The sequence below is a fragment of the Sinomicrobium halophytocola genome (genome assembly GCF_052983395.1).
This window is the reverse complement of the sequence record NZ_JBRKIT010000004.1, coordinates 1-11,449: the sequence shown is the minus strand read 5'-3', so window position 1 is coordinate 11,449 and position 11,449 is coordinate 1. Positions and strand designations below refer to the sequence as shown.

General features: G+C 42.5%; 10 protein-coding genes and 1 pseudogene. All 11 read left to right on the top strand.

What is annotated here, in order from left to right:
* A pseudogene (locus tag ACVBDY_RS01100) lies at positions 1 to 609 on the top strand (hypothetical protein); the annotation flags it as partial.
* Positions 610 to 1,065: 456 nt separating this feature from the next.
* On the top strand, positions 1,066 to 1,560 hold the full coding sequence (locus tag ACVBDY_RS01095) for a carboxypeptidase-like regulatory domain-containing protein (protein WP_447173630.1): 495 nt from the start codon (positions 1,066 to 1,068) through the stop codon (positions 1,558 to 1,560).
* Between the two features lie 22 nt (positions 1,561 to 1,582).
* A complete protein-coding gene (locus ACVBDY_RS01090; protein WP_447173629.1) occupies positions 1,583 to 3,250 on the top strand; it encodes a RagB/SusD family nutrient uptake outer membrane protein in 1,668 nt (555 codons plus the stop codon).
* 634 nt (positions 3,251 to 3,884) lie between these two features.
* Positions 3,885 to 4,949: an ATP-binding protein gene (locus ACVBDY_RS01085; protein ID WP_447173628.1), complete on the top strand. Its 1,065-nt coding sequence runs from the start codon at positions 3,885 to 3,887 to the stop codon at positions 4,947 to 4,949.
* Entirely contained in the window at positions 4,924 to 5,544 is a 621-nt protein-coding gene (locus tag ACVBDY_RS01080; RefSeq protein ID WP_447173627.1) for a response regulator transcription factor, read from the top strand. Before ACVBDY_RS01085 ends, ACVBDY_RS01080 begins: the two co-directional genes overlap by 26 nt.
* Positions 5,545 to 6,036: 492 nt before the next feature.
* Positions 6,037 to 6,531, top strand: coding sequence for a TlpA family protein disulfide reductase (locus tag ACVBDY_RS01075; protein WP_447173626.1), 495 nt, complete (start codon positions 6,037 to 6,039; stop codon positions 6,529 to 6,531).
* Positions 6,528 to 8,201 (top strand): DUF6029 family protein, encoded by a 1,674-nt coding sequence (locus ACVBDY_RS01070; RefSeq protein WP_447173625.1) that lies wholly within the window; start codon positions 6,528 to 6,530, stop codon positions 8,199 to 8,201. The genes ACVBDY_RS01075 and ACVBDY_RS01070 overlap by 4 nt, the downstream gene beginning before the upstream one ends.
* Before the next feature lie 193 nt (positions 8,202 to 8,394).
* Positions 8,395 to 9,330, top strand: a complete 936-nt coding sequence (locus tag ACVBDY_RS01065; RefSeq protein WP_123217843.1) for an Omp28-related outer membrane protein — start codon at positions 8,395 to 8,397, stop codon at positions 9,328 to 9,330.
* A gap of 230 nt (positions 9,331 to 9,560) precedes the next feature.
* Positions 9,561 to 9,713: a thioredoxin family protein gene (locus tag ACVBDY_RS01060; RefSeq protein ID WP_394342884.1), complete on the top strand. Its 153-nt coding sequence runs from the start codon at positions 9,561 to 9,563 to the stop codon at positions 9,711 to 9,713.
* Positions 9,706 to 9,900: a hypothetical protein gene (locus ACVBDY_RS01055; RefSeq protein ID WP_447173624.1), complete on the top strand. Its 195-nt coding sequence runs from the start codon at positions 9,706 to 9,708 to the stop codon at positions 9,898 to 9,900. Before ACVBDY_RS01060 ends, ACVBDY_RS01055 begins: the two co-directional genes overlap by 8 nt.
* A gap of 473 nt (positions 9,901 to 10,373) precedes the next feature.
* On the top strand, positions 10,374 to 11,449 hold a 1,076-nt coding region (sph, locus tag ACVBDY_RS01050), incomplete at its 3' end, for a sphingomyelin phosphodiesterase (RefSeq protein ID WP_447173623.1).

Here is an 11,449-nt window from a genome sequence, read left to right as displayed (position 1 = left end):
GATGTCAAAAAAGATTATTTCGTCGATTTTTCGGATCATTACCCCGTGGAGGGGAGTTTCTATTCCGATGCATCTACGCCAAAAGCGAGTATGAAGACCAGAAAGTACGACCGTATGTCATTAAAAGCTGTGAGCACCGGAAAATTTATCGCCTGGAACACCTCCGAAACTAATGATTGGTTAACCGTTTCTGCTTCGTCTGCGGGCGAAAATACCTGGTTTAATATGGTCAATCTCGGGGAGCGTGACAATTATTTTGAGTTAAAAGAAGGGCCCGTCCGGGTAGAAATAAGTGAGCACCTTAATAATTTCTGGAGCAGGAAGGAGTCAGATGACGGAGCATATCGTTATTTTCCGAAATTCCAGGAGTTGCAATTACCCGGTTTGGAACTTGTCCTTGTCAAAAAGAAAGAGGGTAACCATTCAGGTATTATTGAAGACGGCGATATCGTAGCTTTTCGCGACAGGACGCCGGCAGGTAGGTATGGTTATCTGCAGTTGTCTGAGAAAGATAATACAACCCTGATTAACCTGGATGACAGTACCAGAGAGGAAGCGGAACAGTTTGAAGTGCACCTTCATCCGGGGCCGGTCGAATCCTGGAAATAAACGAGTTCATTTTTTAAAGAATAACAGAAGGCGTCCGCAAGGGCGCTTTTTTTGTTAGAAGCTGTTTGAATTTAGTTTTCGGAATACACATGAAAAGATCATAGGCGATGTCCTGAGTATACCTGTACTGGGCACTTCGGTACTCAGTGTATCACCTGTCGAAGTACCTAAGAGATAAAATTCGGACAGATTCTAAAACTTTCTTGCTGTATGTGTTAAGTTACTTATCTCTGAAAAATCCATGTTAATCTTTGTCACCCATTATTAAGAAATTGTAATATATAAAATAGTGGATGATATCAATGGACGGTTTGTTGAGGTTATTCCTCCCGGCATATAGCCCCTCGTACGCCCCATTCTTAAGAAAAAAGTTAAGAGTGCTATCCGTGTAGTTAAGAGAAGATACAATTTTCAGGAATATATCCGGAAAAATGATCTAATTCAGATGTATGTGATATGATACTAAAGTTTACTCAGAAGCTGACGTTCCTGTTGGCATTTATCGTACAGCTTTCCTTTGCGCAGGAGAAGACAATTACGGGTAATGTGACAGACGGGCAGGGGATGTCGTTACCCGGCGCGAACATCGTGGTAAAGGGAACATCAACAGGTACCCAGACCGATTTTGACGGGAATTACAGTATAACGGTCGGCGTAGGACAGGTACTGCAATTCACGTATGTAGGGATGGCTACCGCAGAACGGACAGTGGGGACCTCCGCGACCATTGACCTACGAATGGAAGAAGATGCGCAGGCCCTGGAAGAAGTCATTGTAGTTGCCTATGGAGAACAGTCCGAAAGGGCCATAGTAGGGTCTGTTGCCAAAATTGATTCACAGGTTATAGAGACACAACAACTTACCGATGTCACAACGGCCATCCGGGGAAGTGTTCCGGCGGACAACCCGGTGATAACCCGACCTTCGCGTACGTGGTATCGGGTCCATTAATGCTGCCGCAGATCCGCTGATAGTGGTTGACGGGGCACCGTTTAACGGAAACCTGAACACGATCAGCCAGGACCAGATAGAGTCCATGAGTGTGTTGAAAGACGCCTCCTCTACCGCATTGTATGGATCAAGAGGGGCCAATGGCGTTATTCTGATCACAACAAAAAAAGGGAAGCTGAATTCTCCGGCCAGGGTGAATTTTTCAACTTCTCTGGGATTTGCTGATCAGGCCGTGAAATTTCATGATTTTCTCGATGCTGACCAATACATGGAACTTTCCTGGGAATCCCTGCGGAATAGGAATATGACCGATGGTATGACTCCTCAGGAGGCTGCGAACGCCGCTTCCAATGGCCTGGTAGAACATCTGGGCTATAACCCGTATAATAATGCCATTCCCGTGGAGCCGGACGGTAGGCTGGTATCGACAGCCAGGAAATGGAATACCAATTGGGAAGACCGGATCATGAACAGGAATGCCTTGCGGCAACAATACGGTTTAACTGTTTCCGGAGGAAGTGAAAAAACGACGTATTTTTTCTCGGCAAATTACCTGGCCCAGGAAGGGGCTGTTAAGACTTCAGACTTTAACCGTGCAACAACGCGTTTGAATATTGATACCCGGGTAAACGGCTGGTTGTCTCTCGGACTGGGTTCGTCTTATTCGACGCAGGTCCAGAATTACCCGGAACAGTCGGGGAGTGCCATCAGGGGGTACTACTATCATCAACTGGTGCTGGAATTCGCCCCTGCGTATTCCGTAGCCCCTGATTTCCCGGCACCGCCAGTCTATACCGAATTGTCCCTGGAAGGGCACCCCATGTCCCGGACACAGGAGGTATACGATCTGATCCTTGAAGATTTACAGTTTGCCGTAGAGAATGTGGGTATATCGCGTCTGGATAAATCCTATATCAATAAAAATGTGGCCCATGCAATGCTGGCACAGGTGTACCAGGTGATGGGAAATTGGGAGGATGCTGAAACCGCAGCTAATGCTGCTTACGGAGGGGATTTGTCTTCGGCCCTGGTTTCCGGATCATATGCAAACGGGTTTAACGATCTGTCGGTCGGGGAATGGATATGGGGACTGCCCCAGTATGACGATCAGTCACAGTATTATTACAGCGCACCGCATGTACAAACAGATCATAGCGTCGAATCTTATCAAAATGCCTATTTTAACAATGAGTTTGTCAATCTGTTTTCCGGTACGGATATAAGGAAGCTGTTTAACAATTACTACGAGGTAGAAGAATCGAGTTTCAGGCATTGGGTGACCAGTAAGTTTGCATTTACTTTTGATGCGGATATACCTATCATCAGAACAGCCGAAATGATATTGATTGAAGCAGAAGCAAAATATAGAAACGGTGATGCCGGAGGGGCCCATGGTCTGCTGTATGCCATTCAACAGAACAGAGACCCGAAAGCTATAAAATCTTCGAATACCGGGGAAGATCTACTGGAGGAGATCTTATTGGAAAGAAGAAAGGAATTGTATGCGGAGATCGGGGTGGAGTGGTTTGATGCCAAAAGGTTGCAGAGAGGCATAAGCAGGTCCGGAAATCACAGGGTTGGCAGTTCGGCAGATCTTGCCCCGAACGACAAAAAATTCTATTTGAAAATTCCGCAATCCGAAATCGATGCCAATGCAAATATTGACGGTTCGGTGAACGAAAATCGATAATATTCATATCCGTATGATTAGTCTCAGGTTGGTTGGGGGAGTTGTTCTTTAGTTATGGAGTTTATAAGTATTACCTGAATAACTCATGAACTCCATAACTAATGCACTTTTCAATAGTTAAACGCTACTGTTGTATTTGTTAAATTGCTTGTTTCCGAATATTTCTCTTAATTTTTGTCATCCGTTTCCGGTTTTTTGTAATATATAGTATAGAGAAGAGATTGCTGATGGACAATACAAATTATATAGAGCTCTTTGAAACCCTTTTTCAAATGGATCAAACAGCACTTAAAAATTAGTTTACATTGTTTTTGTTTTCATGAATGTAGATTGATTTAGTTTGTTGGCAGCCCGGTAAAACGGGCTGCTTCTTTTATATGTGGCTGCCAACCGGTATGGATGTATCATCGGCCTCAACTCAATTGGTTCTCGTTTGAGGCCGGCGGAAACGAGGGCTCATCGTATAACGCGTACGAAAGGGCATTACTCCGGATAATTATCGGGATGCCGGATAAAATGGGATCCGTTACAAACAGGCACCAGCGGGGAGATCCCGGGAAATCGAACAATCAGTTATAGAAACATCAACCACATGTATAGTCAGTATTTTTCCCATAATTCTTGATGGTGTGGCATGAAAAAGAATTACTCCAATATTATGTTCTGCCTTTTTGTTTCCATAGGCATTTACAGCCAGGTATATCCTTACGGACTGTATCCTTTTGACGAGGGAGAGTTGTATTTACCCGGTTCTATCAGGTATAGTTATAAATTGACCAGGAACGGAGAGACCTATCAGGACTGGTCTGAACCATCCCGTGAATTGAATACGCATTTCTCTTTTTTGCCCCCGGGGGATTACACCTTTATAGGTAAAGCAACGAACAGGCGCGGAGAATGGCAGGGCGGCTGTATTTCTTATACATTTACCATACCGCCCCCTTTTTGGAAAACAGGATGGTTTTTTATATTGCTTTTTGCATTGTCCGGAGGAGTTACGCTGGTAATATACAGGACCCGGACCCGTCATGTGAAATACATCAATAGCTTACAAAACGATTTTTTCCGTCAGCTGATGGAAACGCGGGAAGAAGAGAGGAAACGGATAGCCAGGGAACTTCACGATGGAATAGGCCAGAGCCTGGTATTGCTAAAGGCCCGGCAGGAGGAAGAAAGGTTTAGCTCACAGATACAATTGTTAATTGATGATATAAAACGGATCTCCGGCAACCTCCATCCGGTATATATAACCAGTATGGGGCTGTCCATGTCCCTGGAGTACCTGATAAGAAATATAGACGAAGTATCCTCTGTTTATTTCAAAAGTACAATCAGCAGGGAGGTCGATGAGTACTTCAAAAAAGAAAAGGCTTTACATATCTATCGCATTGTCCAGGAAAGTCTAAACAATATCATAAAACATTCAGATGCAGATGAAGCGCTGATATCCGTTGGGATAAAAAGTGGTTTTTTAAAAATAAAAGTGGCAGATAACGGTAAAGGAACAGCATGTAATCCGGCGGCCGGGAAACCATCCATGGGATTGAAAACCATGAAAGAACGTATGGTGCTATTAGGAGGTGAATATCAGGTCGTTGAAAAGGGAGAACTGGGAGGCTTTGAAATCTGCTTTAAAATACCAATATCGGGCCAGTATAAAAAAAATAAGCAAAATGATAAAGATATTATTAGCGGATGATCATCCTTTGGTTCGGAGAGGGTTGAGAGATGTCCTTAGGGAAGACCCGGATAATATAGTGGTGGCAGAAGCCAGGGACGGAGAAGATGCGCTTAACAAAATCCTGCACTACAAACCGGATATGGTCTTTATCGATATCAATATGCCTCATAAAGATGGTATAGAAGTGATCAGAAATGTACGGAAAAAGTATCCCGGAATAAGTTTTATCGTATTGACAATACACGATAATCAACACTATTACAAAGAAGCTATAGAAACCGGAGTTAAAGGGTATTTATTAAAGGATTATGCTTTGACTGAGATTAAAGATTGTATGAATACCGTGAGACAGGGTAAAAATTATTTGAGTCGTTATATGGACTGCGATGAAAATACGGGGTGTACGGACGTGCTGAAAAAAATAACGAGAAGGGAAAAGGAAATATTAAGGGAGCTTATGGATGGAAGCAGTAATCGCAAACTGGCTGAAAAGTTCTTTTGCAGTGAGAAGAACATAGAAAGAATAAAGACCAAGCTACGTAAAAAACTGGATCTGCCCCCTACTTACAACGCCCTGCTTTCCTGGGCAATGCAGAACAGAAAACTTTTATGATTCCCAAAAGGGACAAGCCCGGTCAGGCCCCGTAACAAAAACGGCTTTGCGTTGTGGTATTGCCCGCTCTGCACTTTATCACGCAATAAAAAGGCATAGCGAAGCTGGAAAACCTGTCCCGGCACAAAAACCTTATTCTTAAAAATAGGAGTTTCCCTATACTTTTTGTAATTCATAAAATCTACATTCGTCATATTATTTAACAAAAAAATAATATTATCATAACCCTAAAGCAAGCATTAATGATATGGGGCTGTTTTAATCAAAGGAAAAATACATTCATCATATTTTAAGCCGTTTTTTAGTCACAATATACATGTACAGCTGTAAAAAAGTGTAGTGACAGCCTTTTGACACTTTACATGTATGAGGATTTACGGGAGTTTCTTAAAAGGGCGAAAATTATTATGACGGCAGGAAAAGGGAATACCGTGATTGAAGCCGGTTTATCGAAAAATAATCTATAATCATTTAATTAAAATCAGGTATATAATGAGATTAACCTACGTATTTATAGCTGCTACCATGTTGCTTGTGCATTTTTCTGCCTCCGGGCAAAGCCAGGAAATCCCTTCTGTCCCTTTAAAGGCTTTAACGGGAAAACATTTCGATACGGTACAATTCAATGAAAGAGAAAACCCCGTGATATTGAGTTTCTGGGCCACCTGGTGTGGGCCCTGTTTAAAAGAACTGGATGCCATCAACGATGTTTATGCCGACTGGCAGGAAGAGACCGGGGTTGAACTATACGCCATATCGACAGACGATTCCCGGGGAATAAAACGTGTAAAACCCCTGATCAACGGAAAAGGGTGGGAATTTGAAGTATTGCTCGATGAAAACCAGGATTTTCAAAGAAAAATGAATGTTGTGGCAATGCCCACGGTATTAGTAGTATACAAGGGGAAAATTATCTATCAGCATACCAGTTACGTTCCGGGCTCCGAGAATAAACTCTATGAAAAGATCCTGGAATATTCAAAATGAAAAAGACGTATGCTATGGTAAAAAAGACAGGTCTGCTTTTTTTGGGTCTGACATTGATCTCAAATCTCAGTAATGCACAAATAAGCGGAAGTCTGGAATCTACCGGTCAAAGGTATGTAGATGACAATAAAATACAACTGGACGGGGAAGACGCCGAACACCGCTATCGTTCCAATTCCTATTTAAAACTCGACTATATTACGGGCTCCTGGAGTTTTGGGGTCCAGGGGGAATCCTATCTTCCCCTATCCCTTCTTAACTACAATCCGGAACTGAAAGGGGTGGATATCGGGACAGTTTATGCCAGGTACAGTAATAAAAAATTAGGGCTCGATGTAACCGCGGGACACTTTTACGAACAATTTGGAAGCGGATTGATATTGCGTAGCTGGGAAGACAGGCAATTGGGAATTAACAATGCCATTCTCGGAGGGCGTGTTGAATATGCTCCTGCAGACGCACTGACATTTACATTCCTCGGGGGCAGACAACGTGTAGGTTTGGGCTTTGACCTTTCCAAAGGTACCCTCTACGGCGCCAATATGGAAGCCGGACTTTCGGATATTTTAGCGATCGGTACTGTCGATATAAGCTTCGGGTTGTCTTATGTAGGCCGCTATGAAGATTATGAGCATCGTTATTTGAACGGTAACAATGCGCATCTTGTAAATTCCTATTCCGGGCGGTTAAGTGTATCTAAAGGCGGCTTTTATTCCGAAATAGAATATGTCCATAAAGGAAAGGACCTGTTGATGAATATGGGGGCACCGCTGATAGATGGAAATAAAAAAGCCGGAAATGCTTTTTTATTGGACCTCGGGTACGCCAGAAAGGGGCTGGGTGTCAATGCCTCCCTGAGAAGAATGGAAAATATGAGGTTTTATTCCCAGCACGATCTGGACGGTAACGTATTTAACCGGGGAGTTGTCAATTATGTACCGGCTTTGACCAAACAATACGACTATGCCCTTCAGAATATATACGTATACCAGGCACAGCCTCAATATCAGACAACCCCCAAAATCGCGGCCGGGGAAATAGGCGGGCAGCTGGACCTTTATTACAAGTTTAAGAAAAACAGTGCCCTGGGAGGAAAATACGGAACACAGGTAGCTTTAAATACGTCATACTGGGGTGGACTGGATATTGAAGGAGACCCGGAAACAGGGATGTATACAACAAAAGCCCTGGGCTTTGGTGATAAATACTATAACGATATGGCCGTGGAGGTCAGAAAAAAGTGGTCCAAAAACTGGTCGTCCGTATTCATGTACCTCAATCAACACTACAACAGGGGATATATCGAAGGCAAGGGAGGCATGGTCAATGCCACTACGGCAACTGCGGAAACCACTTATAAATTCGGAAAGTCACAATCCATCCGGATGGAAGGCCAGCACCAATGGGTGAAAGACAATTTTAAGAATTGGGCCGCAGCAACCGTGGAATATGGACTTGACCAACACTGGTCCTTTTATGTTCACGACAGCTATAATTACGGGCTTGATAAAATCCACTACTATAATCTGGGGGCAAGTTTTTCGAAAAATTCTTCCCGGGTAGCCCTGAGCTATGGAAGACAGCGCGGGGGATTGCTTTGCGTAGGGGGAGTATGCCGTATGGTCACGGAAGCTGCCGGTTTTACTTTATATGTGTCTACTTCTTTTTAGTACGGGAGTAGTGGGCTACCAGATTATAACCAGAAATTTTTTAAAAAGACAGTATTCAGAATTTAACATTTTATACGTTTTGCCCCTTTCCCTGTCAAACTATGAATACAGGGAATATGGACTTATCCCGGTCTTCAGCTAGTGTCCGGATAAGTTCAACAAAATAACAGTTCAACTAATAAATTTTAATTTTATGAAAAACAAGTATGTATTGCTAATGCTGCTACTGGTCTCTGCCTTTTCACTGACCTGTTTGAATTCGTGCAGTAAGGGAGATGATGACGCTCCGGATAATAATGAGAAGACCCCCGACGTGGCGGATGAGGAACTCAAATATGAATATAAAATGCTGGTTGACCAGTTTACAGCTGATTGGTGCCAATATTGCCCTTTAGCACACTATTATATGGACGTCGCAAAAGAGGAGATTGGAGATAAAATAGTCATGTTAACATGGCACGCCGACCCCCTGGCAGAAGCGGCTAAAGAAAAAATGGAGGAGTTGGCTTCTAACCTTGGAGTAGGAGGCTATCCTACTTTGTTTCAAGGGCGTTATAGGGAATTCTCATATCCTACTGTCTTAAGCGATAAAAACTTTGATCCAAAATCTGACAATGATAAATTATCGAAAAACATAGAGAAAGATTTTTTGGATATAATAGAAGAAAGTAGTCCTGTAGGGATCGCCATTTCTTCCTCATTAGAGAAAACAAAAGGCCGTATAGAGATAGAATTTGCCTTTCCCAAGGATATGTCGGGATTGAGTTATGCTGCCTATGTGGTGGAAGATAAAATAATTCGACCTCAGGTAGATGCTACGGAAGGAAGGCTTTTTCCTAACCTGAAATTCGGAGATATAGAGATTATGGCGGATGGGAAAAAGTATGATATGGAGGGATTAGCCGATTTTGAACACAATGATGTAGTTAGGGGAGCTACTGGTACGGTTTCAGTCCCCAAAGAAAACATGAAAGAAGGAAGCTATAAAACTACTTTAGATATAAACTATATTTCCGAGAATATTGAGAATTTAAAAGTAGTGATAGTGGCAACGGATAAAAGAGGCATATCTGTAAATACTCAAATTGCTCCGGGAAATACGAAAGTAGATTTTCAGATCATAAAGTAATATAAGGGGCAAAACGTATAAAATTTTAGTAAATAATCGTTAGCTTCAAAATAGCGATATAAGAGTTTTTTCCTGTTCCTGTCCAACTATGGAAAGACAATACTACAAAAACAGATGAGAAAAAATATTGTGATATACCTTCTGCTCCTGTTTAATGGATTTATGGGGCAGGCACAGCTGGTAATACCCGTAACCTGGCAGGCTAAGGCAGAAAAGCAGGTGAACCGGTAATGATCGATTTTACCGGACATACTTGTGTGAATTGCTGGAAAATGGAAGAGCGGGTATGGAGTGAAGAGAAGATATTGAATATCCTTAAGAACGATGTGGTACTGGTTTCCCTGTATGTCGATGATAAGTGGGAATTGCCTGAAAGTGAATAAAATATATCCGAAGCTACCGAAAAAAATAAGGACTATTGACAACAAATGGAGTGATCCGCAGATCACAAAATATAAGGCTAACGCACAGCCATACTACGCTTTGGTCGACGCCGGGGGCAATGACTTGGTAGGGTCGATAGGATATACCCCGGATGTTTCTCCATTGAAACCCCGAAAACGCCCATAAATACAATCCCTTAAATGGCCCTATCCGGGCTTGTTTGGAAGCAAATATCTACACGGTTCCAAGCTGGTCCTCGTTTGAGCTCCGCGGAAATGAGGACCCATTGTATAATGCGTTTATTACGACACTTCGACTTTGTTAGTACAGGTAAACTCAGTACAGGTGTAACGCACCTTAAAAGGCATTTCCCAACTGAAGTGGAATTTCAACTATAAACTTCATTCAAAAATAAATTGGCGCTCAGAGGTGCTAAAGTAATATTTGAGATTTACAACGAGTTGGGCAACATTAGAGAAATCCAATAAAATTTACAAAATCTCCATTTGAATCGGGAATTAACACTCTGTTCCAGGCTTTTTAAGATCTTGTCGCATAGTTTTTCATAACGCTAAAAAGTTAATGTTTCTGTAATATTTTCGTAATATCTTTCTTCTATAGTCAAAGTAATTTTCTTTCTCTTATTAAAAAAGAAGACAATGAGGAAATTAAATTACCAATTTTACGCATTATTATTATCTTTTATCTTTATGGGTTCCTGTAGCCTGGATCAAATATGGCACGGGGCGGGAAGTGAAGAAACAGGCCCTTTTACAGAAGAAGGAGGAGAAGCGCCTGTAAAGGTGTTGTCCTATAACGTGTATCTGCTTACTGAAGCGATTGCACTGGCCAGTAGCCAAAGTTGGTCACAGGAAGAAAGGGCATCCCGGTTAGGCAAGGCCGGTTTTATTAAAAACTACGATGTTCTGTTATTACAGGAATGCTTTGACAAGCCTGCAACCAAAGCATTACGCGAAGGCCTTTCGGAAACACATCCTTATCTGACACCTGTTTTAGGCATCTCGCAAAATGATTGGGATGACACACACAATTGGAGAGAAAATATTGCTGATGGTCATCTTAATGGCGGTGTGATGATTGCGAGTAAATACCCCATAGCACATATGGAACAGTATCTTTTCTCTGCGAACTGCTTTGTAGAGGGATTAGGGTCTAAAAAAGGTTTGGTATATGCCCGTATAATTAAAGGAGGGAAACCTATACATTTTATTGCAACACATATGCAATCTACGGGCAGTATAGCCTGCCCTGCGGATGTGGAAAGAAAAGTCAGGGAAGCCCAGCTAAAAGAGATCAGATCCTATATTGATGCCCTGGACATACCTGTGGACGAAATGGTGATCATTGGGGGGGATTTCAATATTGTAAAGGATACGGACGAGTATATGACCATGCTACAGACGTTAAATGTTTCGCCGCCCTCATACAAAGGTTTGCCATACACCTGGGATACAAAGACCAATAGCCTGGTTTCCTATACGTATCCTTATCCTGAAAATGAGCAGGAATCTCTGGATTACATCTTTGTGTCTGATGATCATCTTGTGCCGCCGTCATGGCAGAATGTTGTTTTTGATCCCGTCAGCACCACGCTAATGAGTCATAGGAACCTGTTTATGGATGTCAAAAAAGATTATTTCGTCGATTTTTCGGATCATTACCCCGTGGAGGGGAGTTTCTATTCCGATGCATCTACGCCAAAAGCGAGTATGAA

What these genes read in the sequence shown, in the direction of transcription:
- ACVBDY_RS01095 (WP_447173630.1), top strand. Translation starts at nt 1,066, where the DNA reads ATGATACTAAAGTTTACTCAGAAGCTGACGTTCCTGTTGGCATTTATC.
- ACVBDY_RS01085 (WP_447173628.1), top strand. Translation starts at nt 3,885, where the DNA reads ATGAAAAAGAATTACTCCAATATTATGTTCTGCCTTTTTGTTTCCATA.
- ACVBDY_RS01080 (WP_447173627.1), top strand. Translation starts at nt 4,924, where the DNA reads ATGATAAAGATATTATTAGCGGATGATCATCCTTTGGTTCGGAGAGGG.
- ACVBDY_RS01075 (WP_447173626.1), top strand. Translation starts at nt 6,037, where the DNA reads ATGAGATTAACCTACGTATTTATAGCTGCTACCATGTTGCTTGTGCAT.
- ACVBDY_RS01070 (WP_447173625.1), top strand. Translation starts at nt 6,528, where the DNA reads ATGAAAAAGACGTATGCTATGGTAAAAAAGACAGGTCTGCTTTTTTTG.
- ACVBDY_RS01065 (WP_123217843.1), top strand. Translation starts at nt 8,395, where the DNA reads ATGAAAAACAAGTATGTATTGCTAATGCTGCTACTGGTCTCTGCCTTT.
- ACVBDY_RS01060 (WP_394342884.1), top strand. Translation starts at nt 9,561, where the DNA reads ATGATCGATTTTACCGGACATACTTGTGTGAATTGCTGGAAAATGGAA.